This is a genomic window from Pseudoalteromonas sp. 23_GOM-1509m (assembly GCF_000518425.1).
In the GTDB taxonomy this organism is placed as follows: domain Bacteria; phylum Pseudomonadota; class Gammaproteobacteria; order Enterobacterales; family Alteromonadaceae; genus Pseudoalteromonas; species Pseudoalteromonas tetraodonis.
The window spans coordinates 17702-43818 of the sequence record NZ_JADO01000008.1 but is presented as its reverse complement, the minus strand read 5'-3'; the positions used below and the strand labels follow the sequence as shown (position 1 = coordinate 43818).

23 protein-coding genes are annotated in these 26117 nt (G+C 40.9%); 5 read left to right on the top strand and 18 right to left on the bottom strand.

Annotated elements, in window-relative coordinates; all coding sequences use genetic code 11:
• Positions 1-132: 132 nt before the first annotated feature.
• On the bottom strand, positions 133-1380 hold the full coding sequence (locus N523_RS0100185) for a glutamate-5-semialdehyde dehydrogenase (protein ID WP_028835552.1): 1248 nt from the start codon (positions 1378-1380) through the stop codon (positions 133-135).
• Positions 1377-2483, bottom strand: a complete 1107-nt coding sequence (proB, locus tag N523_RS0100180; protein WP_028835551.1) for a glutamate 5-kinase — start codon at positions 2481-2483, stop codon at positions 1377-1379. The genes N523_RS0100185 and proB overlap by 4 nt, the downstream gene beginning before the upstream one ends.
• 862 nt (positions 2484-3345) lie before the next feature.
• Between proB and N523_RS0100170 the strand changes: the two genes are divergently transcribed.
• Entirely contained in the window at positions 3346-5205 is a 1860-nt protein-coding gene (locus tag N523_RS0100170) for a cation:proton antiporter (RefSeq protein WP_013466020.1), read from the top strand.
• A 115-nt stretch (positions 5206-5320) separates the two neighbouring features.
• Here N523_RS0100170 and N523_RS0100165 read toward each other — a convergent pair whose 3' ends face one another.
• From N523_RS0100165 to cutA, 15 genes are all read right to left on the bottom strand, one after another.
• Entirely contained in the window at positions 5321-5959 is a 639-nt protein-coding gene (locus tag N523_RS0100165) for a tetratricopeptide repeat protein (RefSeq protein ID WP_013466021.1), read from the bottom strand.
• Between the two features lie 124 nt (positions 5960-6083).
• Positions 6084-7397, bottom strand: a complete 1314-nt coding sequence (locus N523_RS0100160) for an adenylosuccinate synthase (RefSeq protein ID WP_024601937.1) — start codon at positions 7395-7397, stop codon at positions 6084-6086.
• A gap of 210 nt (positions 7398-7607) precedes the next feature.
• Positions 7608-8486, bottom strand: a complete 879-nt coding sequence (gene hflC, locus N523_RS0100155) for a protease modulator HflC (protein ID WP_013466023.1) — start codon at positions 8484-8486, stop codon at positions 7608-7610.
• A 5-nt stretch (positions 8487-8491) separates the two neighbouring features.
• The gene (gene hflK, locus N523_RS0100150; RefSeq protein WP_013466024.1) at positions 8492-9661 is read right to left on the bottom strand and encodes an FtsH protease activity modulator HflK; all 1170 of its coding nucleotides are present in this window, start codon (positions 9659-9661) and stop codon (positions 8492-8494) included.
• A 100-nt stretch (positions 9662-9761) separates the two neighbouring features.
• Entirely contained in the window at positions 9762-11051 is a 1290-nt protein-coding gene (gene hflX / locus N523_RS0100145) for a ribosome rescue GTPase HflX (protein WP_024601936.1), read from the bottom strand.
• 16 nt (positions 11052-11067) lie between these two features.
• Positions 11068-11331: an RNA chaperone Hfq gene (gene hfq, locus N523_RS0100140; protein ID WP_013466026.1), complete on the bottom strand. Its 264-nt coding sequence runs from the start codon at positions 11329-11331 to the stop codon at positions 11068-11070.
• Between the two features lie 81 nt (positions 11332-11412).
• Positions 11413-12330, bottom strand: coding sequence for a tRNA (adenosine(37)-N6)-dimethylallyltransferase MiaA (gene miaA / locus N523_RS0100135; protein WP_028835550.1), 918 nt, complete (start codon positions 12328-12330; stop codon positions 11413-11415).
• Positions 12331-12340: 10 nt separating this feature from the next.
• On the bottom strand, positions 12341-14167 hold the full coding sequence (gene mutL / locus N523_RS0100130; protein WP_028835549.1) for a DNA mismatch repair endonuclease MutL: 1827 nt from the start codon (positions 14165-14167) through the stop codon (positions 12341-12343).
• 29 nt (positions 14168-14196) lie between these two features.
• Complete coding sequence (locus N523_RS0100125) at positions 14197-15540, bottom strand: N-acetylmuramoyl-L-alanine amidase (RefSeq protein ID WP_028835548.1); 1344 nt, start codon at positions 15538-15540, stop codon at positions 14197-14199.
• A gap of 28 nt (positions 15541-15568) precedes the next feature.
• On the bottom strand, positions 15569-16036 hold the full coding sequence (gene tsaE / locus N523_RS0100120; RefSeq protein WP_013466030.1) for a tRNA (adenosine(37)-N6)-threonylcarbamoyltransferase complex ATPase subunit type 1 TsaE: 468 nt from the start codon (positions 16034-16036) through the stop codon (positions 15569-15571).
• 126 nt (positions 16037-16162) lie between these two features.
• Positions 16163-17503, bottom strand: coding sequence for an acetyl-CoA carboxylase biotin carboxylase subunit (accC, locus tag N523_RS0100115; RefSeq protein WP_013466031.1), 1341 nt, complete (start codon positions 17501-17503; stop codon positions 16163-16165).
• Between the two features lie 26 nt (positions 17504-17529).
• Positions 17530-17991, bottom strand: a complete 462-nt coding sequence (accB, locus tag N523_RS0100110; protein WP_024601932.1) for an acetyl-CoA carboxylase biotin carboxyl carrier protein — start codon at positions 17989-17991, stop codon at positions 17530-17532.
• Between the two features lie 33 nt (positions 17992-18024).
• On the bottom strand, positions 18025-18477 hold the full coding sequence (gene aroQ / locus N523_RS0100105; RefSeq protein WP_028835547.1) for a type II 3-dehydroquinate dehydratase: 453 nt from the start codon (positions 18475-18477) through the stop codon (positions 18025-18027).
• Positions 18478-18706: 229 nt separating this feature from the next.
• On the bottom strand, positions 18707-20512 hold the full coding sequence (locus N523_RS0100100; RefSeq protein ID WP_028835546.1) for a protein-disulfide reductase DsbD: 1806 nt from the start codon (positions 20510-20512) through the stop codon (positions 18707-18709).
• Positions 20512-20832: a divalent-cation tolerance protein CutA gene (gene cutA, locus N523_RS0100095; RefSeq protein WP_013466035.1), complete on the bottom strand. Its 321-nt coding sequence runs from the start codon at positions 20830-20832 to the stop codon at positions 20512-20514. The genes N523_RS0100100 and cutA overlap by 1 nt, the downstream gene beginning before the upstream one ends.
• A 239-nt stretch (positions 20833-21071) precedes the next feature.
• On the opposite strand from cutA, the gene N523_RS0100090 reads away from it, so the two are divergent.
• The 4 genes from N523_RS0100090 to N523_RS0100075 all read left to right on the top strand — a co-directional run bounded on the left by N523_RS0100090 (position 21072) and on the right by N523_RS0100075 (position 25076).
• The gene (locus N523_RS0100090) at positions 21072-21551 is read left to right on the top strand and encodes an FxsA family protein (protein ID WP_013466036.1); all 480 of its coding nucleotides are present in this window, start codon (positions 21072-21074) and stop codon (positions 21549-21551) included.
• 109 nt (positions 21552-21660) lie between these two features.
• Positions 21661-21948, top strand: a complete 288-nt coding sequence (locus N523_RS0100085; RefSeq protein ID WP_008113511.1) for a co-chaperone GroES — start codon at positions 21661-21663, stop codon at positions 21946-21948.
• Between the two features lie 49 nt (positions 21949-21997).
• Complete coding sequence (groL, locus tag N523_RS0100080) at positions 21998-23644, top strand: chaperonin GroEL (RefSeq protein WP_013466037.1); 1647 nt, start codon at positions 21998-22000, stop codon at positions 23642-23644.
• Between the two features lie 226 nt (positions 23645-23870).
• On the top strand, positions 23871-25076 hold the full coding sequence (locus tag N523_RS0100075) for a tyrosine-type recombinase/integrase (protein WP_028835545.1): 1206 nt from the start codon (positions 23871-23873) through the stop codon (positions 25074-25076).
• Here the strand turns inward: N523_RS0100075 and N523_RS0100070 are convergent.
• On the bottom strand, positions 25073-26101 hold the full coding sequence (locus N523_RS0100070) for a hypothetical protein (protein WP_028835544.1): 1029 nt from the start codon (positions 26099-26101) through the stop codon (positions 25073-25075). The two genes, N523_RS0100075 and N523_RS0100070, sit on opposite strands and share 4 nt — an antisense overlap.
• Positions 26102-26117: the final 16 nt, after the last annotated feature.

Sequence of the window (26117 nt, the reverse complement as noted above, 5' to 3'; positions counted from 1 at the left end):
TAAATTTCTCTGTTAATAATTTTTTGCCCTGTTTTAATCTTTATGTTTGCTTAGTTGTTTGATTTTGCTAAATCGAGATCAAAAATGCCGAGCAAAAGCCCGGCATTTTTATCGTTTATTAGGTTGGGTAAGTTATTCGCGAACTTGACCAACACCATTAACTAAATATTTTTCAGTGGTTAATGACTCAAGCCCCATAGGACCATAAGCATGTAGCTTAGTCGTTGCAATACCAATCTCTGCACCTAAGCCTAGTTGTGAGCCATCAGAAAAGCGTGATGACGCATTAACCATAACAACCGACGCATCAACACTACGTTGGAATAACTCTGCCGCCGCATCGTTCTTAGTACAGATAACTTCAGTATGATTTGAACCGAATTGAGCAATGTGCTCAACGGCTGCATCAAAACTTGGCACAATACGAATTGCTAACTCTAAGTCTAAGTACTCTTCACCAAATTCGTTATCTGCAAGTACAGTGGCATTATCAAAATATTCAGCCGCTTTAGCGTCAGCATTAATTTTTACACCTTCTTGACGAAGTACAACTGCACACAAATTTAAAAACTCATCAGCAACATCTTGGTGTACTACTAACCCTTCTAAGGCATTACATACACCAGTACGCTGAGTCTTACCATTAAGTAGTAGATTAAGTGCCACTTCTAAGTCTGCATCTTTATCTACGTATAAATGACACACGCCTTTAAAGTGCTGAATAACAGGAATTGTACTGTTTTCTGTTACATAGTTAATAAGCCCTTCACCGCCACGTGGGATAATTAAATCAATACTGTCGCGTTGCTGCATTAATTCCATTAGTAAAGCACGGTCAGGATCTGGAATAACTGAAATTAGCGCCGTTGGCAAACCATGTTTAGTAAGCACGCTGTGCATTACACTAGCAATGGCTTGTGAGCTTTTAAGCGCTTCTTTACCACCGCGCAAAATAACACCATTACCCGATTTAAAGCACAATGCGCCAGCATCAGCCGTTACATTAGGTCGTGCTTCGTAAATCATACATACCACGCCCAGTGGTACACGCATTTTTCGAATTTTAATGCCATTTGGACGTTCAGTGATATCTCGTAACTGGCCAACCGGATCATCAAGTGAAACAATCACTTCGATACCTTCAGCCATCGCTTCAATGCGCTCATCATTCAATGTTAAACGGTCTATCATTGACGCTGCTAAATTATTGTCACGCGCAGCGCTTAGGTCACTTTCGTTTTCTTTGATTATAAATTCTTTTTGATCTCTTAATGCCGCTGCCATATCGGTTAACACGTTGTTTTTAGTCTCGGTATCGAGTAAAGCAAGTGTATGTGCAGCTTTTGCTGCTTGGCGTGATATATCCGTAATTAAACTCATGACTTCTCCAATAATGCGATATCTTTTTCTGAAATAATTGGTCCAATTGAATCCTGCATTTTTTCGCTGAATTCACTCTGCTCGTTGTCTGCAATAAAGTTTAACAAGCAGCTACTGTAATTTGCTGTGGCTTTAGCTAAACGCGTACCATCTTCACTGCGAACTAAGATAGTATCGCCCACAGCAAACTCGCCATGTACTTCCTTGATCTCATCGCCTCGTAAACAGCCATCTTCGCCTTCTAGCGAATCATCAAATGACCCATCGACAACCACTTCACCTTGTTCATTTGCGGTATGTGTCATCCAGTGAATAGAGTCTTGCATTGGTTTTTCATAAGGCAAGAACACACTACCTGGATTTTCGCCCGCTAATAAACTAGTAAAGGTTTCTTCTTTAAAGCCGTTAATAATATACGTTGCAATACCATGTGATGTGGCTTTTTCTGCCGCTTCAATCTTGGTTTTCATACCACCGGTGCCTACTGCACTGGTAGCACATCCTGCCATAGCATAAATAGAATCATCAATTGATTTTATTTCAGGCAATAATACGGCATCGTCATGCAGATTTGGGTTTTTGTCGTACAGCCCATCTACATCTGAAAAAATCATTAATGCGTCAGCGTCAGCGGCAGCTGCCACCATCGCTGATAAGTTATCGTTATCACCCACTTTTAAATCATCTGTTGTCACCGCATCATTTTCATTAATGATAGGTAGCACGCCGTGTTCTAACAAGGTAAATACAGTTTCACGAATACTTTGATAGCGCTCACGGTCACGTAGGTCACCATGAGTTAATAGTAGCTGCGCCGAAGGAAAATCAAAGAAACGATCCCACATGGCCATCATTTCTGTTTGCCCTGCTGCTGCCATGGCTTTTTTCATAACAACTGAGCGCGGCTTCTCTGATGGAAATAAATGCGAGCCTGCCGCTACAGAGCCTGATGACACTAAAATAACCTCTATACCACGTGCGCGACAGTGAACGATAAACTGTGCGATGGTTAACAAGTAGCGTGAACGACAGCCATCTTGATCGGGTGCAATTAAGGCACTGCCCACTTTAAGTACGATACGTCGCCAATTTAACTTTTGCATAAATGCTCAACTTTCCATTTTATTTGTATTCATCACACTGATGAATGAAACCAGGTCGCTATGTTTAAAACATAACGTCGAATTTGTTTATCATTGCCCACACTTTTTTTACACACGCGTACACCGTCTCTAAAACCATTGTTTTAAATTGAGATGCAAAAAATAAATAGTATTAACCCAATAAAATTGGATTGTACTAACTAAAAAAATATAAAGTGTTGTTTATGTATCGCTGTAAAAAGCTGTGTGCGGCTTTTTTATTAACAACATACATAGAGCCTCTTAAGTCTGGTACACCAACAGATAGGGTGATGACTTAAGGACCGAGATTTAACCGCCACGATGGGGATTAAATATTGAAAGGTAATAATTCAACTCAAACTTTAATTTATGTGCGTTACGCAGATAAACACCTTGAGCAAAACTATACCAAAGAGTTCGGTAAATGATATTTTACGTTCGAACATTATAAAACATCGCTGAAACAATCACTAAGAGAGTTAAAATGTTTATATCTAACACGTTTACTTACTTAAACAATAAACTTTATTAGATAACTAATTATTCGAACACGAAGTATAATACGTTAAAATAGCCGCTTAGATCAAGGCTAAAATTAAAGCTAAATAGGTCATAACAGACAAGGCATGCACATTTTGCAATAGATATCATAAAGTTAGACTACTATAAATGGTGATTATAGAGACTATAACTTTGATAACACTCTCAAAAAAGACGTTAACACTAAATAAATAAACATTATTTATTAGCTAAATTTAATTTACACGTGTATACCCACTGTATTACTGGTTGGTAACCGTTATACTTTTAAACATTATTAAAATTAAGGAGTTTTTACTCTATGTCAGCAATTTATATAGCCGGTATTGCACTGTGTTCAGTGTTAGCCCAATGGGTCGCTTGGGCGTTTAGAGTACCCGCTATTCTGTTTTTATTGCTTACAGGGCTTTTATTAGGGCCATTTAGTGGCGTATTAGACCCTGATGCATTATTAGGTGATTTACTTTTTCCTGTGGTCTCTTTGAGTGTCGCTGTGATTTTATTTGAAGGGTCCTTAACTTTACATTTTCGAGAACTTAAAGGGATCAGTAAAGTCGTCAGAAACCTCTGCTCTATTGGTATGCTTACAACTTGTATTGTTATTAGTTTTAGCGCCTATTGGTTACTCGAGTTAAATTGGCGAGTTGCTGCAGTACTTGGCGCAGTACTTGTTGTTACGGGGCCAACCGTTATTGCTCCATTACTTAACTCGATGCGACCTACCCAGGATATCGATCGTATTTTACGCTGGGAAGGCATAGTAATAGACCCCATTGGCGCTTTATTTGCAGTGTTAGTGTTTGAAGCCGTAATGCTGGTTGGTCAGGGTGAAGTACTTAGCCACACTATCGTTGCACTGGTTAAAACCGTTGGCGTTGGTTTAAGTATTGGTGTGGTTTCGGGTTGGATCACGACACAACTAATGCGCCGAGAATGGCTGCCATTTGAGCTACATAAGTTTGGTATTTTAGCGTTAGTGTTAATTAGCTTTTCTATTTCAAACCACATAAGCCATGAGTCAGGCTTACTGGCTGTGACGGTGTTTGGCATTTGGTTAGCTAATCAAGATGACTTGGAAATAGATTCGGTACTCGAGTTTAAAGAAGATTTGTCAATGATTTTAATCTCGACTTTATTTATTTTATTGGCCGCAAGACTACAACTCTCTGATTTAATGATGCTCGACAGCGACGTATTTATATTTTTAGCTATTGTGCTATTTATCGCCCGCCCATTGTGTATTGCTATTTCAACCTTTGGTACAGACTTACCGATGAAATCGCGCCTAGTACTTGCTTGGATTGCACCTCGCGGTATTGTTGCAGCAGCCGTTGGTTCAGTATTTGCGCTGAGTATGATGGAAGCGGGAGTGGCCGATGCCGAAAAAATGGTGCCACTCATATTTACTGTTATTATTGTTACTGTGGTACTGCAAAGCTTAACGGCTATCCCTGTTGCGAAACTACTTGGAGTGCGTCAACCATCCCCTAATACTATTTTAATCATTGGTGCAAACCATGTATCGCGTGCAATTGCACGTGGCTTAAAAGAGCAAAATATTCCTGTTCATCTATCAGATCCTGCTTGGGAGAACTGTAGAATGGCGCGCATGGATGGCCTGCCTTGTTATTACGGTAACCCGCAATCGGAGCATGCTGAACGTTATTTACCTTTAACCACGATTCGCAGTGTTTTAGCGCTTTCACCTAATCGCCACCACAACGCATTAGGGGTGCAGTACTTCTCTCATTTATTAAATGAAAAAAATGTATTTTCACTACGTTCCTCTTCTTCGCACGCCAAAGCAAATAAAGACAGTGCGACGTTTTTATCACGACAAATTCTGTTTGGTGAGAACGGCGCATATGCACGCTTAAGCAGTGTTATTGCCAAAGGCGGTAAAGTGAGTGCAACACGTATATCTGAAGAGTTTAGCTGGCAGCAGTATTTAGAAATGAATCCTGAAGCGATCCCACTGTTTATTCTCAAAGGGGATAAAGACAGTGATGAAGACGCACCAGTGAAAATGAGGCCTTTTACCAGTGATATGGAAAAGCCACCACAAGAGGGTGAACGAGTAGTTGCATTGCAACCGCCTAAAATATCGCTATTAAAAGATCCGGCCAATAACAAAGCCAAAGACAATAAAAAAGACGAGTAATAACTAAAAAGCACTCTCGCTTTTTTATTTACAAACCTGAACTCTGATTAAAAGATTTACTAACATATTAAATCATAGTCATAATTAGGTTTATTTTCTCTAGCCAGAGTTTAGGTTACATAGGTAAGCGCGCGCGGGTAACGACACTAGCTGGCATTTTTTCAGCAAGTTTAGTTAATGCTCGCTCTATTTTTTTATGTGTCGCTTTATCGGCTACCGTGGTGTTAAACAGCCAACGATAAGCATCTTCAAAGTCTCTTGGACTACCATAGCCTTGATTAAACAAGCCCACTAATCGTAATTGCGCTTTTAAGTTACCTTGCGCTGAGGCCTCACGGAGGTAGGTTATTGCCATGGCTTTGTCTTTTTGGACTAACTGCCCAACATCGTAGTAGCGACCTAGTTGCTCTAATGCTGCCGCTAAGCCCTGCTCAGCCGCTTTTTTCATGTAATACACACCTAGAGCTACATCACGCTCAACACACACCTTGTAGGCAAGCATATCACCGTATAAAAATTGATACGACGGCAATGCCATTTTATTGGCTCGTGCTTCTATATCTTGCACTAACTGGCAATTATCTGCCTTCACGCGGGCTAGATGAGTGTTCTCATTAATTAAAGCTATTAACTCAGATTCGGTATACAGCGGCACAGCTGCAGGGCTTTCTTCAGCTAAGCTATTGCTTATATTAAATAAAGAAAGTGTAAGTAGTGATAATGACCACACTGAGCAACGAGAAGATAAACGCATATTAACCACTTTAAAAATAAACTTACCAAATAATATACAAAGATCGTTCCACTATTAATAGGTGTGCTTTTTTATAGGCATAAAAAAAGCTGCACATGGCAGCTTCTTTTCAACATAAACCCAATTATGCAAATGGGCTACGAAGTATCATGGTTTCAACACGATCTGGACCTGTAGAGATAATATCAACAGGGACGCCCGTGATTTCTTCAATACGTTTAATGTAATCAATTGCTGCTTTAGGTAAACCTTCAAGCGATGTTACACCCACGGTATTTTCAGACCAACCAGGCATTTCTTCGTATACTGGTGTTACTTTATCGTAACCTTCAGCCGCTAATGGCGTAACGTTAGTCACAGTACCATCTTCAAGCTTATAACCAGTACAGATTTTAAGTGTTTCTAAACCGTCTAGAACGTCAAGTTTAGTTAAACAAAAACCTGAAATGCTGTTAATTTGAACTGCACGGCGCATAGCCACTGCATCTAACCAGCCAGTACGACGTAAACGACCAGTAGTAGCACCAAACTCATGACCTTTGTCACCTAAATGCTTACCTACTGGGTCTTGTTTTTCAAGGCCATCGTAAAGCTCTGTAGGAAAAGGACCTGAACCTACACGTGTTGTGTACGCTTTAATGATACCTAGTACATAATCAAGGTGTAATGGGCCAAAACCCGCACCTGTAGCAACGCCACCAGCAGTAGTGTTTGAAGATGTAACATAAGGATAAGTACCGTGATCGATATCAAGTAATGTACCTTGTGCACCTTCAAATAAGATGTTGTCACCGGCTTTACGCGTTTGATCTAAAAGCTCAGTTACATCAACTACCATTGCTTTTAAGATGTCAGCAACAGCCATTGCGTCATCAAACGTTTTTTGAAAATCTACTGCATCTACTTTGTAGTAGTTCACTAATGTGAAGTTGTGGTATTCCAATACTTCTTTTAACTTAGTAGCAAATAATTCAGGATTGAATAAATCGCCAACACGTAAACCACGACGTGCTACTTTATCTTCATACGCTGGACCGATACCACGACCCGTTGTACCGATTGGTTTATCGCCACGCGCTGTTTCGCGAGCTACATCTAATGCAACATGGAAAGGCAATATTAGCGGACATGCTTCACTGATTAAAAGACGTTCGCGTACTGGTACGCCACGCTCTTCAAGCATGCCAATTTCTTTCATTAGCGCTTCTGGTGATAAAACAACACCATTACCAATCACACATTTAACATTGTCACGTAATACACCCGATGGAATAAGGTGTAGAACTGTCTTTTCACCGTCGATCACTAAGGTATGGCCAGCGTTATGACCACCTTGATAACGAACTACTAAAGATGCTTTATCTGTAAGGAGGTCAACTACCTTACCCTTACCTTCGTCACCCCATTGGGTGCCTAGTACAACAACGTTTTTACCCATTGCAAATTCACTTAGAGAAAATTAGGACGAGATTTTACCAGAAAACTAAAGCAAAGTTCACCCCCGTTTAGCTTATTTTTTCCTCGTGCCCTTAGTAAACATCAGTGTTTAGCTAATAATCACATAAATAACAGTGATTTATAAGATTAAAATTCAGATAACAAAAAGCCCTGCAATTGCAGGGCTTTTTAAATTTAACTAAAGCTGTGATTACTGAGCTTTCGCGCCTTTCATGTATTGGAAGAAGTCGCTATCCGGTGATAACACCATCACGTCTTGCTTTCCTTTGAAAGTTTGCTTGTAAGCTTCTAAAGAGCGAACAAAGCTAAAGAACTCAGGGTCTTTATTATAAGCACTAGCGTAAATCGCAGCAGCATCAGCATCGCCTTGACCACGAACAGAACGCGCATTACGTTCTGCATCAGCAAGCATTACTGTTACACGGCGGTCAACACCTGCACGAATCGTTTCTGCTTTTTCCTGACCTTCAGAGCGGTGCTCTTTAGCAACGGCAGTACGCTCAGCACGCATACGTTGGTAAATAGAGCTACTCACCTCTTGAGGTAAGTTAATTTGCTTAACACGTACATCAAGTACTTCAATACCCAGCTCACTAGCACTTTCAGAGGCTTGTACTAACGCTTCTTCCATCAGCTCGCTACGTTCACCCGATACAATTTCACGAATAGTACGAGTACCAAAGTTAGTACGTAGGCCATTATTTACTTTTTGCTTAAGCAGTGTTTCAGCGTATTGCTTATCACCACGTGCACGCAGGTAAAAAGAGCTAAAGTCGTTAACACGCCATTTTACAAACGAATCAACAATTAAGTCTTTTTTCTCGCTAGTTACAAAGCGATCCGGTGTGCCATCTAGCGTTTGAATACGCGCATCAATGCGGCGCACTTGGCTAAAAAATGGCACTTTTAGATGTAGACCTGGACCATAAACTACCGCTTGATCATCGCTGTCTTTTTGTACTTTACTAAATAAAAGTACAATCGCCTTTTGGCCTTCAGAAACCACAAATACTGACGAGAAACACATTACAATGGCAGCTAATAGGATTACTAAACTAAAGTTTTTCATTATGCTTATCTCCCGTCGTTGAAGCGATCATTGTTAAAGCGATCGTTACCACTATTAACAGTACTGTTACGTGACGTATTTACCTTGTTACGTAAATCGTTAATATCGCTTGAGCTAGGTAAAGCAACGCGTGTTGATGAACCCTGTTTTTCCATGATTTTATCAAGTGGTAAATACATCATGTTGTTACCGCCCTTAACGTCAACCAATATTTTAGAGCTATTACCTAATACTTCTTGCATTGCATCTATGTATAAACGCTCGCGTGTTACTTCTTTAGCTGCTTGGTATTCTGGAAGTAATTTCTCAAAACGAGCCACTTCACCTTGCGCTTCTAAAGTAATACGCTCTTGGTAACCTTCAGCCTCTTGCGTCATACGCGTTACTTGACCACGCGCACGCGGTTCAATTTCACGGGCATACGCTTCGGCTTCACGAATAAAGCGTTGTTCATCCTCTTGGGCTGCAATTGCATCATCAAACGCATCTTTAACTTCCATTGGCGGACGTGAATCCTTGAAGTTAACGTCAGTTACGATTAAACCTAAATTATAAGGTTCGATGATTTGATTTAGCTCATCCCAGGTATTTTGACGCACAACTTCACGGCCGTTAGTCAGTACTTGGTCCATTTTTGAATGGCCAACAACATAACGCAGCGCACTATCTAATGCTTCTTCAAGGCTGCTGTCAGCGTTGGTGACACTAAACTTGTATAAGTATGGGTCGATTACTCGATACTGTACTTCAAACTCAACGCTTACTACGTTTTCATCTTCAGTTAGCATAAAACCTGATGCTGATAACGAACGAACAGCTTCGATATCGACTGGAATAACCGTCTCAACAAAGGTCATCTTCCAACGCAAGCCTGGATCTGCAATTCGGTCAAACTTACCAAATTGAAGAACGACACCGCGCTCAGCTTCTTTCACCGTATAAATACCGCTTAACGCCCACACAATGGCAGCGATAATAAGTACAAATGAAATACCGGCTCCGCCAAGTCCACCGCCGCTACCATTGCCGGATTTTTTACCGCCAAATAAGCCGTTAAACTTGTTACTGAATTTACGGAACACCTCGTCTAAATCAGGTGGGCCTTGATCACGTCCGCCTTTGTTATTCCACGGATCTTTGTCATTGCCATTATTACCCGGTTCATTCCAGGCCATAGCTATACTCCATTGTTATCTAAATAAATTCGGAAATTGTGTTAAATCTAACAAATCTTATGCATTTCTTATACTAAAACCGACATTAATCTTTCAGTTTTTAGTCGCAGCTAATAAAACTTTCAATCTCTGGGCCAAAATCTTTAATCAAACGATTCCACTCAATCATAGGTAATCGCACATCTAGCAACCAATTACCTTGCTCATCAAAACGTTCGTTATGTACTGCACTTAAGTTAAATAAAGATGCTCTTAAACGTCCATACTGAGGAGCCAGTAGTAAAGTTTCACTCAACATCTTTTTAGCTAGTAGGTCACTAATAGCCTCACTTAACAGCTCGCAACCTTCACCTGTTTTTGCTGATAACCATACCCTTATAGGTTGGCCTTCGTCATCGCGATCAATACGTGGGGTTACATCATCCAGCGCATCAATTTTGTTGTATACAAGTAATTGCGGTACATCATCAGCTTCAATTTCTTTGAGTACTTCTTGTACCTGTTCAATATTTTCTTTTCGACGAGGGTCGGCTACATCTATCACGTGTAATTGTAAATCAGCCTCTCGCGTTTCTGTCAGCGTTGCTTTAAATGCAGCCACTAAGTCATGCGGTAAGTGGCGAATAAACCCTACAGTATCCGCTAAAATAACCGAACCAACATCGCCAATATCTAATTTGCGTAAGGTTGGGTCTAGTGTTGCAAACAACTGATCAGCGGCATACACATCAGAATTTGTAATACGGTTAAATAAGGTTGATTTACCCGCATTAGTATAACCCACTAAAGAAACCGTTGGGATCTCATTACGAGTACGTGCTCGTCTACCTTGCTCACGTTGTACGCCAACTTTAGCCAAACGGGCGCGTATATTTTTAATACGTGCACGTAATAAACGTCGATCGGTTTCTAACTGCGTTTCACCAGGACCACGTAAACCAATACCGCCTTTTTGGCGTTCAAGGTGGGTCCAACCTCGGATTAAACGAGTCGACATATGACGAAGCTGCGCTAACTCAACTTGAAGTTTACCTTCGTGAGTACGTGCGCGCTGAGCAAAAATATCAAGGATAAGTGTGGTTCTATCAAGCACCCGACATTGGCAAACACGCTCTAAATTACGTTCTTGAGACGGACTTAACTGATGGTTAAAAATGACAACATCGGCATTGTGGATTTTGACAATTTCAGCTATTTCTTCTGCTTTGCCGGTACCGACAAATAGCTTCGGATGTGGTGCTTGACGGCTGCCTTGCACAACCGCCAAACTACTAACACCAGCAGAAGATACCAACATTTCTAATTCGTGGAGATCTTCACGATCCCCCTCTTTAGGTAAGTCGATATGGACTAAAATTGCCTGTTCGCCAGATTCATAGCGGTCAAACAAGCATTACGCTCCTAATTTAAAAGTTTCCAGCTTCAGGTTCTTCAGTGTCTTCATTTCCCTGAACACCTTGGAAGTTGACTGCGCGTGCAGGTACAACTGTAGAAATTGCATGTTTATACACCATTTGGTTAACAGTGTTTTCCAGCAAAATTACAAATTGGTCAAATGACTGAATTTTACCTTGTAATTTTATGCCATTTACCAAAAAAATTGATACTGGAATGCGCTCACGGCGTAGTGCATTTAAAAATGGGTCTTGTAACGATTGGCCTTTTGCCATGTTATTATTCCTTCGTTCTAGGTGTTATTATAATTAAGTGGCTGAACTGATTTAACAAAGATAAATTTTGTCCAACTACTACTAGCTTAGCGAACTTACTACACGATGCAAGTTTTCTTCATCACCTGTTGTTAACCATGTAACATCAGGCCAGCTTCTTAACCACGTTAATTGACGTTTAGCCAATTGACGTGTGGCTGCAATGCCGCGAAAAATCATTTCATCATGATCAATTTCACCCGCAAGGTAATCCCACATCTGTCTATAACCTACACAACGAATAGAAGGCATATTGGGATGTAAATCCTCACGTAGATATAGGGTCGAAACTTCTTTTTCAAACCCCTGTTCAATCATTATTTTAAACCTTTCTTCAATTCGATGATGTAATTCACTGCGATCATCGGGGGCAATTGCAAATTGATGAAAAGTATAGGGTAATGCTGGCTGCTTTTGCTTTTGCAATTCAGTCATCGTTTTACCTGTTATACGGTAAACTTCCAAAGCACGATTAATTCGCTGCGAATCATTTTCACTCATCTTTTGTGCGGCTTGCGGATCAACTTTAACCAGCTCTTTGTATAAATAAGGCCAGCCATGCTCTTTAGCTTGTGTTTCTAGTTCGGCTCTAACGTTTGCATCGGCCTCAGGTAATGGCGACAACCCATCAATTAGCGCTTTGAAGTACATCATTGTACCTCCAACCAATACAGGCACTTTACCTTGTTGATGAAATTTATCAATTTTTTCTATAGCATCACGTCTAAAATCAGCAACCGAATACGTTTCACTCGGATCAAGTAAGTCAATTAAATGATGTGGGGCACGAGCTAATTCGTCGGCATCAGGCTTAGCCGTACCAATATCCATACCTTTATAAACAAGCGCAGAATCAACGCTAATAATCTCAGTATTTAAATACTCACACAGTGAAATTGCCAATGCTGTTTTACCAGCAGCGGTTGGGCCCATTAAAAATATGACCGGTAAATTACTCAACACGAATACCTTAATTAAATTGCGTTAGATAAGAGTTTAGATCTATTTTAACTGCTTTTTCTCGCAAGCGTTCAATTGTTTGCGGATTATTTTGTAAGCGCGTTTGCTGCTCTAAAAAGGCATTGCTCGCATAGAACCGTGCGGGAATTATATTTACCTGCCATTGTAGCCATTCATCAATACTTGCTAACTGAGCCTTACATCCCTCAAGCAATGCATCTATTGCAGCACTTACATCTAATAAGTACAGACTTGTAGGCAGCTTCTTTACCATAACAAACTGCTTTTCTATTAATAACTCAAAACCTAGTAAGGTAAACCAAGACTGCTGAGCAGCAAGAAGCGCCGTGTCTTGTTTTGATACGTTGACACGCACAGGCAATAGAAGTGCTTTACCTTCAAGGCTGCCATGCTCTTTTATTTGTGTATGCCAATCATCCGCTAATGCGTATTTAAAGTGTGAACAATAAAGTTGATTTTCATTATTGAACACGCAAACGCCCTTTTCAATGCTTATTATATCGACAGTGCGCAGTGCTGTATCTGATACTTGCGTCTCATTAGATTGTACAAATGCTGCCGCAGTATCAAAGTGCTGCGCTTGTTGCTCATTCACGCCCTGATAAAACGCATTCACATCATGGTAATTTTGGCTTTCAGTACGCACCTGTCTACCCCCACCTTGACGACTGCCACCATAAGAGGCACTACTTGTGGATGGCGAATGACTTGGTTGTAATGACGACTTAGGATAATCAAAAAGTTCACTATTGGTCGTGTGTTCTTGGTTAAACGATGTAACCGGTGATTGATGCGTGTGAGCGGCTGGCGAATTAACAAACTCAGCTTGAAGTGGCACCACAACTTGTTTAATAGCTTGTAAAATAAAGTCATGTACCAAACGACCTTGATGAAAACGTACCTCATGCTTTGCCGGGTGCACGTTAACATCCACTTGGCGTGGGTCTATATCAATGTAAATCACAAATCCGGGAAGTTCCTGCTCGCCACTGACCTCTTCAAATGCTTGACGAATAGCATGCAGAATAAGTTTGTCGCGCATCATACGATTATTTACATAGGTATACTGAGTAGTATTAGCCGATCCAACTGGCAATACCCAACCGTGTAGTTGCAACCCAGCCTCACCCGATTGAATATGCAATCCTTGCTCAGCAAACGCTTTACCCGCCACTTGTGCGACTCGCGTAATCGCTTGAGCGGGATCAGTTTTAGCGCGATACTGGCGCACCACTTTTTCATTATGGGTTAATGTAATTGATACATCAAAACGGCTCAGCGCAATACGCTTAATAAGCTCATCAATATGACTAAATTCGGTTTTTTCAGTGCGTAAAAACTTACGTCTTGCTGGGGTGTTAAAAAATAAATCTTTAACTTCAATTGTGGTACCGCTAGGGTGAGCAACCGGCTTTACCTCTACGGCCATATCTCGGCCTTGTGCAAAGGCTTGCCACGCAGCTTCTTGATTTTCGGGTTTAGAGCTTAAGGTTAAGCGAGATACCGAACTAATAGATGCTAAGGCTTCCCCCCTAAAACCAAGAGAACAAATATTTTCTAGGTCGTCTAAGGACTTTAGTTTACTGGTTGCATGGCGAGAGAGCGCTAATGTGAGCTCATCCTTTGCAATACCCGCTCCATTGTCGCGAATACGAATTAACTTGTGGCCCCCGCGTTCAATATCTATTTGAATACGTGTCGCGCCTGCATCAAGGCTGTTTTCTACTAACTCTTTAACCACCGATGCGGGACGCTCAACAACTTCACCCGCCGCAATTTGGTTTGCTAAGCGCGCAGGTAATATTTCAATACTCATAACAACCTTAAATGTGTGCGCTTTTAAAATTAACTCTGAGGAATATCAAGTTCCTGACCAATAAATAGCGTATTTGAACTGAGCTTATTAACTTGTTTTATTTTACTGATACTCACGCCATATCGACCTGCCAACATGCTCAGTGACTCACCAGGGCGTACTTTATGTTTTGTTGGGTATTGAGACTTTAATGACGCAAACAGTGAGTCGTCAGGCGGGTTACGTAAATAGTAATTTTTAATTGAGGTAAACATGGCTTTAGCTAAGCGCTCTTGATGATTGGCACTTTTAAGCAGTCGCTCTTCACGTGGATTAGAGATAAACCCAGTTTCAACCAAAATAGACGGAATATCTGGCGACTTTAATACTGCAAGACTGGCATGTTGCGGCTCTTTTTTATGAAGTTTAGCCACCTTTCGTAGCTCTTTAACTACTTCCTCAGCCACATTTAAGCCGGTTTTCATGGAGTGATCCATCGACATATCAAGCAAGGCTTGAGCTAAGTACTTTTCATTTGCAGCATCTTTAATTACATCGGCAGCACCGCCAAGTAACTCAGAGTGTTTTTCTTTATCCTCAATCCATTTACCAATTTCTGAATTGGCACGTCGCAGCGACAACACCCATACAGAAGCACCATTTGGCCCAGGGCTGGTAAACGCATCTGCATGAATAGAAACAAAAAAGTCTGCTTTTTTCTGACGTGCGCGGTTGGTACGTGTATTGAGTTTTACAAAGTAATCGCCACTGCGAACCATACGCGAAATCATGCCTCGCTCAGCATCAATCATCCGCTCTAAACGCTTGGCAATTTGCAGTGTAATGTCTTTTTCGTAAGTGCCTGACGGGCCAATGGAGCCAGGGTCTTCACCGCCATGCCCTGCATCAATAGCAATTACAATATCGCGCTCTTGGCTTAATTGCCGTTTTTTAGCCGCCGTTTGCGCAGGGGTAATTGCACCTTTAGCTTGGCTTTTATCGTATAAATCGACCACCAATCTATTTTTATAAGGGCCTGTGGGGGCTAGTGCAAATATAACCGGTTTAACTGGCCCATTTAATTCAAACACTAAACGCACGCTGTGGTTATTTTTAGGTTTTGAGTAACGTAACTTACTAACAATTTGGTGTTTTGGTGGCACACCTGGCAATGTTTTCAACTCATCAGTGTTTTCTAAATCAACCACTAAACGGCTTGGATTTTTTAGCATAAAGTAGCTGAAATCGGGTTTATCGTCGAGATCAAACACCACCCGGGTGCTATCAGGGGATGGCCAGACACGCACACTATTAATAGTGTTTTGCGCCCACAATGGCAAGCTCACTGTAAAAACCATGAGGTAAATAAAAAGTTTAACTAAACCACGACTCATTTTGATAATCACTGCCTTAACTATTTTATTATCTATTATTTAGTTTTTCGACAATTGCTACACCACGCTCACTCGCACTGTTAATAACAATTTTACGCTCATCACCTACATAACTTAGCGTAGCATTTAGATCGGGAACAGGAATAAATTCTCCGCCTTTTTCCGGCCACTCAACAATACAAGTTGCCGTTTCTGAAAAATAATCACGAATTCCCATAAATTCAAGCTCTTCTGGGTCACCTAATCGGTATAAGTCAAAATGATAGACATTGCCACGCACAAGCTCGTAAGGTTCAACAAGTGTATAAGTGGGACTTTTAACCTTACCTGTATGACCAAAACCTTGCACTATACCGCGAGTAAATGTCGTTTTACCGGCCCCCAAATCACCATGCAAATAAATAACTGCGCCCTGTTCTATTATGGCAGCTAATTTATTACCCATAGCAACAGTGGCATTTTCATCGACTAAATGAAAATCAAAACTACACGACATGATTACCTCAAAATTTACGAAAAGCGCATATTTGTTAATCATACCAGATTATTTATTTAAGGTGATACTGCCTCTTTTTTAAAGATAAAAAAACCGGCCTGAGCCGGTTTTTAATTAGCATAGACTTTACAGCCCTAATTTCTTCTCAAGGTAGTGGATATTTGTACCACCGTTTTTGAAGTTTTCATCTGCAAGAATGCGTTTATGCAATGGCGTATTCGTTTTAATACCGTCGATTACCAACTCATTCAATGCATTACGAGCGCGAGCAATAGCAACATCACGGTTTTCACCGTAAGTGATCAGCTTACCAATCATAGAATCGTAATGTGGCGGTACCGTGTAATCAGCATAAATATGGCTGTCCCAACGAATACCTAAACCACCAGCTGGATGAAAGCGAGTGATTTTACCTGGTGATGGAATAAAGGTTTCAGGGTCTTCAGCATTAATACGACACTCAATAGCGTGGCCACGAATAACAACGTCGTCTTGAGTGAATGATAATGGCTGACCAGCGGCAATTTTTAGCTGCTCTTTGATTAAATCCACACCGGTAACCATTTCAGTCACTGGGTGTTCAACCTGAATACGGGTATTCATTTCAATGAAGTAAAACTCGCCGTTTTCGTATAAAAACTCAAACGTACCTGCACCACGATAACCAATTTCGATACACGCACGTGTACAACGCTCACCAATGAACTTACGTACTTCTGCAGTAATCCCTGGTGCTGGCGCCTCTTCCACTACTTTTTGGTGGCGACGTTGCATTGAACAATCACGCTCACCTAGATGAACCGCGTTACCTTGACCATCGGCCAATACTTGCACTTCAATGTGGCGTGGGTTTTCAAGGAATTTTTCCATGTAAACCATGCTGTTGCCAAAGAACTGCTTAGCTTCTTGCTGCGTAAGCGCAATCGAGTTGATTAACTCAGCCTCGTTGCGTACAACACGCATACCACGACCACCGCCGCCGCCAGCTGCTTTAATAATTACCGGGTAACCAATACGCTTAGCAATTTGCATGTTGCGTTCTTTATCATCCGATACCGGACCATCAGAACCTGGCACACATGGAACACCGGCTTTACGCATCGCTTCGATAGCTGATACTTTGTCGCCCATTAGGCGAATAGTGTCGCCACGAGGACCAATAAATACAAAGCCACTTTGCTCAACTTGGTCGGCAAAGTCGGCATTTTCAGCAAGAAAACCATAACCTGGGTGAATAGCGACCGCATCAGTTATTTCAGCTGCGGCAATAATGCGTGGAATGTCTAAGTAACTTTCAGTTGCTGCTGGTTTACCAATACAGATGGTTTCATCTGCTAGTAATACGTGCTTAAGATCGCGATCCGCCGTTGAATGCACAGCAACCGTTTTGATCCCAAGCTCTTTGCAGGCGCGCAATATACGAAGTGCAATTTCACCTCGGTTTGCAATGACTACTTTATCTAACATGAGAGTTGGCCTTTTACGTTGCGCTATTATTCAATGATGAATAAAGGTTGATCAAATTCTACTGGCTCGCCGTTTTCTACTAAAATAGCTTTTACTGTACCGGCTTTATCTGACTCAATTTGGTTCATCATTTTCATTGCTTCAACGATACATAATGTGTCGCCAACTTTAACCTGTGAACCGACTTCAACATATGCTGGCGCTTCTGGAGAAGCTGCTGCGTAAAAAGAACCTACCATAGGTGATTTAACTTGGTGTCCTGTAGGACCTGCCGCTGGTGCTTCAGACTCTGCTACAGGTGCTGCTGGTGCAGCCGCAGGAGCGGGTGCTGGAGCATATTGCTGTGGAGCAAATTGCGCGTATGCAGGACCGGCACTCATGTTGTTACGGTTAATACGTACTGATTCTTCACCTTCAGTGATTTCTAGTTCTGCAATACCTGATTCTTCTACTAATTCAATTAGTTTTTTGATCTTGCGAATATCCATAAACGACCCGCCTATTAGTTTGTTAGTTTAAATTTAGTTTGAGTTTTGCAATCGGCTCACCGCTGCATGTAAAGCAGCGTGATAGCCCATTGCACCTAATCCACAAATAACGCCTTGCGCCACATCAGAAAAATAAGAATGATGGCGAAACGTTTCACGTGCATGCACATTACTTAAATGCACTTCAAAAAACGGAATATCAACGCTTAGCAATGCATCACGTAATGCGACGCTTGTGTGCGTAAATGCTGCAGGGTTAATAATGATGTAATCAACCGCTTGCCAAGCATCATGAATGCGTTCAATGAGCGCTTGCTCACTATTACTTTGAAAATGCGTTAACGCCACATCTAAACTATTAGCAGCGTTGTTTAAATCGCTCATAATATGCTCTAAAGAGTGTGAACCGTACTTATCGGGCTCACGCTTTCCTAGCATGTTTAAATTTGGGCCATTTATAACTAAAATCTTTAATTTTGCAGCCATAATACGCGATATATCCTATAAGTAATGAGTTAAGCGGTTACTAACTAATTTTTCACTAAAAAGTAAGCTGAAAAAAGTAAGATAGCAACAATTTCTCACGTTAACCAACTATTATAGTGATTTCGAAGTAAATAGCAGCAAAATACTGGTCTAATCTCTATTTTGGGGACGTATCTTAAGGGGGAATAATGGCACAACATTAACAATCATGTTGTGCCATATAGAATGGTTATTCAGCGCTGGCACGCACTGCAGCAAGGTGCTTAGCGAAATCATCCGCATTTAAAAAGCCAGTAACACGTTGTGCACTTAGCTCTTCACCTTGAGTATTAAAGAATAGAATACTCGGTAAACCAAACACTGAATATGCTTCCATTAGCTCAATTGTTTCATTATCGCTTTGGGTTAAGTCAATTTGAATCAGTTGGTAATGGCTAAACTCACTTTGTACTTGCGGGTCGGGAAAGGTGTAATGCTCAAACTCTTTACACGCTACACACCAGTCAGCGTATAAGTCCACCATAACCATGCGCCCTTCGCTATTTGCTTGTGATACGGCTTGTTTAAGCTCGGCTAAATTGGCAACGTGTTTAAACTCATTGCTTTGCGAGGTTGTTTGTAAACTCACGGCTTGTGTTGGCCAAAAATAGTTTTTGGTTAAATTAAAGCCAGTAAGCATCAATAAAACAGCCATAAACCACAATAAGGTTTTTAATTTGCCTTGAGTTTGGGCGCTTTGCCAATAATGGAAATAAAGCGCTGTGGCGATAGCTAATAAGCCTGCCATAAGCATAATAATTTCAATATCTATAATGCGCTCTAGCAAAATAAGTGGCACAACTAACATAATAAAACCAAATAAGGTTTTAACTTGTTCCATCCAGCCGCCAGCTTTCGGTAATAGCTTACCTCCCGATGTACCTAATAATAACAGCGGTAGCCCCATACCTAAACTCAGTACGTAAAGTGTTAGCCCGCCGACTAGGTAATCGCCGCTTTGTGCCACAAATAATAATGCGGCTGATAAAGGCGCTGTAGTGCAAGGAGATGCAATAAGCCCTGATAAAACCCCCATCAAGAACACCCCAATATAGTTACCGCCTTTTTGGTTGTTGCTCACTTGGGTTAGCTTGTTCATCATGCCGCTGGGTAACTTTATTTCGTACCAACCAAACATCGACATAGCCAGCAGTACAAACAATAAGCTAAAGCTAATTAATACATATGGATGCTGTAAATAGCCTTGCACTTGCCCGCCTAACGCAGCAACCACAAGCCCTAATGCTGCATAGGTAACCGCCATGCCTTGAATATAAACAAATGATAGGGCAAATGCTTTTTTAGTAGACAGGTTCTTTTGACCCGCAATTAAGCTAGATAAAATAGGGAACATCGGAAATACACACGGTGTAAATGCCAAACCCACACCCACGGCAAAGAAAATAGCTAAGTTAACCATTAAGCTTTGGCTAGCTAACTGCTCTGTAAATGTGAGCTCTTTATCAGGTGTTGATGCAGTTGCTGGTTTTTCTGCAGATTGGCTAAGTGCTGCAAATGCACTGCTTGCTGCGGTATTGTCATTAGTATTAGTTTCACTTGCCAGTACACTTAATGGAATGCTGATGATTTCAGGTGGATAACACAGCCCTGCTTTTGCACAGCCTTGATAACGCACCTTAACAACGCCATCTTCACTCACATTACTTAGTTTGCTGATAACGCTAAGAGAATTAAAAAACACCTCAGTTTTGCCAAAAAATTCATCTTCAATTATTTCACCAGCGCCCAACTCAGGCACGTCAATGCTGGCACCTTTGGCAATAATTTCTATTTTATCTTTATATAGGTAATAGTCATCAGCGATATCCCAACCAACAAATAACGTACTTCCTTGCTGGTCAAAATCAAATACAAACGCTTCATTTACCGGTAAAAATGTGTGCTGAGTCGGTTTTAGAAAATCATCAAGGGTATTTTGTGCTGCCCAAGCAGGCGCCATTAATACGCTTAATAAAAAAAATAAAATAAAGCGCATTAATGAAGCACCTCGTCCATCCAATTAAAGTAAGCCAAGTTACCCGTTGCCACATCAACAACTTGTATTTCTGGTACTTCGTAGCTGTGAAGATCTTTTAAGGTTAAAAATACATCGTTCATTTTGTCAGCCTTAGTTTTAATTAGCAGCTTTACTTCAGTTGCTTCAGCTACTTCACCTTCCCATATGTAAATAGAAGTCATGGCCGGTAAAATATTTACACAAGCAGCTAATTTCTTTTCAATTAGCGCCATAGCCAATAAACGGGCTTCATCGTTATCTTTGCAAGTGGTAAAAATAAGTTTAAATTGCGTTGTCATAGTGAACCTTTACTTGTTTACGGGGGTCTAGCCCCATAGTAGCTGATAGCGGGTATAATGTGTAGACACGAACTCTGTCTACATTTTGGGTCTTTGCAGTAAATTGATTTAAACCCGCTACCTATAACTTTACTAACACTAAAGTTTATTACTTACTCTTATTAGCTTGAAAATAGACCCGACAACCCTCACTTATATTTCATTAGCACCTTAATAAGTGTCATTTTTTAGAGAGTCTTATGTTTAGAATTTTATTTTTGCTGTTTATCATCATCCCTATTATTGAAATTGCCTTACTAATTCAGGTTAGTGACGTGATAGGTGGCTTTGCAACAATCGCTTTAGTGGTACTAACCGCCATTGTGGGTGCAAAAATGGTGAAACAGCAAGGAATGGGCGCACTACAAAACGTACAAATGCAAATGGCTCAAGGGCAAATGCCTGCTAAAGAATTGTTTACCGGTATTTGCGTAATTATTGCAGGGGTACTTTTATTAACACCCGGCATTATGACAGATGTATTTGGCTTACTACTCCTTACCCCTGCTATTCGAAACAAATTAGCTGCAGGACTTGCTAGTCAAGCAACTGTAAGAATGAGCGCCAGCATGCATCAAACTGGCACTTCAGGGTTTTCGCAAACTCATCAATCAATGCATCACGAGCAAGATGAAAACCGCCCTAAGACCATAGATGGTGAATACGAGCGAAAAGATTAAAAATTTATCATTTTTTCTCTTGGAATTTTTCACTCCACCCCCATTAATGAAAGCAAATTAGATACACTTTTTTCTGTACTGTTCAGAAACTGTTAGGAGAACTAAAAACATGAACATTCGTCCTTTACAAGATCGCGTAATCATCAAGCGTCTAGAAGAAGAAACCAAGTCTGCTGGCGGTATTGTATTAACTGGCTCTGCAGCTGAAAAATCAACTCGCGGAGAAGTTGTTGCCGTAGGTAATGGTCGCGTTTTAGAAAACGGTGACGTTCGAGCATTAGAAGTGAAAGCCGGTGACACTGTGTTATTTGGCTCATATGTTGAAAAAACAGAAAAGATCGAAGGTCAAGAGTACCTGATCATGCGTGAAGACAATATTTTAGGCATTGTAGGCTAAACCTACTTTTCGTTTAACACACATTTTAAGAATTTAGAGGAAATTAAACATGGCAGCAAAAGAAGTACTGTTTGCAGGCGACGCACGTGCAAAAATGCTAACTGGCGTAAATATTCTAGCAAATGCAGTAAAAGTAACATTAGGCCCTAAAGGTCGTAACGTTGTATTAGACAAATCATTTGGCTCTCCTGTGATCACCAAAGATGGTGTATCTGTAGCAAAAGAAATCGAACTTGAAGACAAGTTTGAAAATATGGGCGCACAAATGGTTAAAGAAGTAGCGTCTAAAGCAAATGATGCTGCTGGTGACGGTACCACTACCGCAACTGTGCTTGCTCAGTCTATTGTAAACGAAGGTCTTAAAGCGGTTGCTGCGGGTATGAACCCTATGGATCTTAAGCGCGGTATTGATAAAGCAATCATTGCTGCAGTTGCAGAACTTAAAGCGCTTTCTGTTCCATGTGCTGATACTAAAGCGATTGCACAAGTAGGTACTATTTCAGCTAACTCTGATAAAGAAATTGGTGAAATCATTGCTGATGCAATGGAAAAAGTAGGCCGTAACACAGGTGTTATTACGGTTGAAGAAGGGCAATCACTTGAAAACGAATTAGATGTTGTAGAAGGCATGCAGTTTGACCGTGGTTACTTATCTCCATACTTTATCAACAACGCTGAAAAAGGCGCGGTTGAGCTAGATAACCCATTTATCTTACTTGTAGATAAAAAAATATCTAACATCCGTGAATTATTACCAACATTAGAAGCGGTTGCTAAAGCAAGTAAACCTCTGCTCATCATCGCAGAAGACCTTGAAGGTGAAGCGTTAGCGACACTAGTAGTGAATAACATGCGTGGTATTGTAAAAGTATCAGCGGTTAAAGCACCTGGTTTTGGCGATCGCCGTAAAGCAATGCTACAAGATATCGCGGTATTAACTGGCGGTACTGTGATTTCTGAAGAAATCGGCCTTGAGCTTGAAAAAGCAACAGTTGAAGACTTAGGGACAGCTAAACGCGTAGTAATCACTAAAGATGACACAACAATCATTGATGGTGCTGGTGAAGAAGACGGTATTAACGGCCGTGTTGCACAAATCAAAGCACAAATTGAAGAAGCGACTTCAGACTACGATAAAGAAAAGCTACAAGAGCGCATGGCTAAATTAGCTGGCGGTGTTGCAGTAATCAAAGTAGGTGCCGCTACTGAAATTGAAATGAAAGAGAAAAAAGATCGTGTTGAAGATGCATTACATGCAACTCGCGCAGCGGTTGAAGAAGGTGTTGTACCAGGTGGCGGTGTTGCCTTAGTGCGTGCTGCTAGCAAATTAGCAGATTTACTAGGCGATAACGAAGACCAAAACCACGGTATTAAAGTGGCACTTCGCGCGATGGAAGCACCACTTCGTCAAATCGTTACAAACGCAGGCGACGAAGCATCTGTTGTGATTAACGCAGTGAAAGGCGGTGAAGGTAACTACGGTTACAACGCAGCCACTGGCGAATACAACGACATGATTGAAATGGGTATCCTAGATCCAACGAAAGTAACCCGTTCTGCATTACAATTTGCAGGATCGATTGCCGGTCTAATGATCACCACAGAAGCAATGGTCGCTGAAATTCCTAAAGAAGAAGCGGGCGCTCCTGATATGGGTGGCATGGGTGGTATGGGTGGTATGGGCGGCATGATGTAATCTACCCACAACCATTTCATCGAATACCATTCGATTTCAAAAAGGCCCGTAAAACTATGTTTTTCGGGCTTTTTTATTATTACTTTCATTTCATTAGGTTTCATAAAAGCTCTTTAGATCTCGATTTTGTCGGGGTACTTTACGGGGTATTGCCACTACCCATAGAACAGCAATTCCAGTATATTCTCCCATATACCCCATTAGATACCCCGAAAGGAATAAAGTAATGCCTATTGAAGCAGCAGAAATCAATGGCTTAAAGTGCCCAGAAGATAAGAAGCAGATAAAGAAGCATGATGGCAAAGGCTTGTATTTATTGATAAAACCGAATGGTTCCAAGCTCTGGCGGTTTCGGTACGTATACGCTGGAAAAAACAAAGAAATGGCATTGGGTCAGTACCCCTCAATAAAGCTAGCTAATGCCAGAAAGTCAGCTGAAGATGCACGAATACTGCTGTCACAAGGGATTGATCCCATGGCAGAGAGAAAAGCTCTTAAGAAATCTTCAGAAATTGGCGAAAAAACGTTTGTTGTTGTTGCTACAAAGTGGTGGGAAAAACAAAAGGGGTCTTGGAGCGAAGATCACGCAAAGCGCATTTACAGATGGCTTACCATTGACTCCAAAAAAGTTTGCTCGCTAGCAGTGGACGAAATAGATGCAGGCCACATCACAGAGTTGATGTTGGATATTGAATCATCGGGACACCCTAAAAAAGCACCTGTCATCTTGTCTATACTAAACCGCATTTTTGCTTTTGCGCTGGGCTTGCGTTTAACACGTCACAATCCTGCTCAAGGGCTAGTTCTTAAAGATATTCTATCTCCCCTACCAAAGGTTAAATCGTTTGCTGCTATCGTGACGCCCAAGGAGCTAGCCAATTTAATTACTGATATCGACAGCACTGACAGTGGTACATTTTGCACTGCGGAAGCACTAAAGCTAATCCCACGAGTTTTTCTGCGCCCCAATGAAATAAGGAATCTAAAATGGGAATTCGTAGATTTCGAAGATAAGTTGATTAGAATTCCAGAAGATCTTATGAAACGTGATCGCGATCACTTAGTACCATTGTCTACTCAGGTGTTGAAGCAGCTGGAGGCAGTGCGAGAAGTTACAGGCTACTCGCCTTTTGTATTTCCCGGCCAGCACAACAGTAATAATCCAATTAGCAAGAATGTAATGACAAATCGTCTGAGATCTCTCGGTTATGGAGCCGATGTCATGACAGCTCATGGATTCAGAAGCACAGCGTCAACGATCCTGCATGAGCAAGGTTGGGAATCAGACATTATAGAAACCCAACTAGCTCATTTAACAGGTACCGAAACATCAAGAGCCTATAACAGAGCCAAATATCTATCTCAAAGAAGAAAGATGATGCAAGAATGGTCAGACTATTTAGAAAAACTAAAAGAAAACGCAGTTTCCTAGCTGTTTTCTTTTTTCCATTCTTCAATAGCTCGGAGTTTTTCCTCGAAAAATTCTTCGTAGCTATTCTGAACGTAATGTTTCTCCAATTTAGCCTGCGGTAATAATGTTATCGAAATTTGTGGCTGTGATTTCAGAGCTAAGAAGTTATCTTGAAAGAAGGTGTAGTCATATTCTTCAATCACAAAGTCTTGACTATTCTCAGATAGGTAGGAAAAAGCCGTACACACTTCATTTGATTTGAACCAGTATTGCTTATCAATACCGTAATGCTTCAAAAAATAATGTATACCGCGCCTATTTATGAATAGAAGCTCAATGAGTTGATTATACTTTTCGTAAAATTTAGCATCGATGAATGCCGCTTGAAGACGTATCCAAAACAAACTTTCTTCATTTTTTCCGATTGTTGAGCTATGAACGTCGTACATTTCGTCTTTGTCGTAAAACTGCCGCTTAGGCCCTGTATAACCTACAATGCCTTGCAATGCTCTAAAGCTCTTAACGGAGTCACTAGCAACCAGTTCTTCTCTAATTTCTTCCCAGTCAGCAATCCACTCATAATGATCCGACTCAAACCCTTCTGAGGGAATATCGGCTTCTCTGACAAAGCCTTCATATTCTTTACAATAAGTTTTAACGTTTAATGCAAAATTCCTGTGGGCTTCTAATTCTGAATGTGATTCCAGTACGGTGAAAGTTCCTAGTGGGCCATCAAGGAAGTAGTTTTTAGTGCCGGGTAGAAGCGTATCAACTTCAAGTAAAATCCTGCGATATGCAGAATTTGAGTTCTGCTCTTGATAAGGAGATGTTGCGCCTTTTATGTACCTAGTCCACTTGATGTCTGGGTCAGATATCAAGTCGTATGCGTCAGCTGATAGTTTGTCCCGATATTCAATAAGTAAATCATTAGCTTTTTTATTGTTCAGAAATATTGATGAGTCAGTTATTCCCCAAAGTTTTAAAATTTGGTGACACCAAAGGACAGTTTTAATTTTTAAAAATGGAGATTTCTTTTTTAAGGTCAAAATTAATCTATATCTT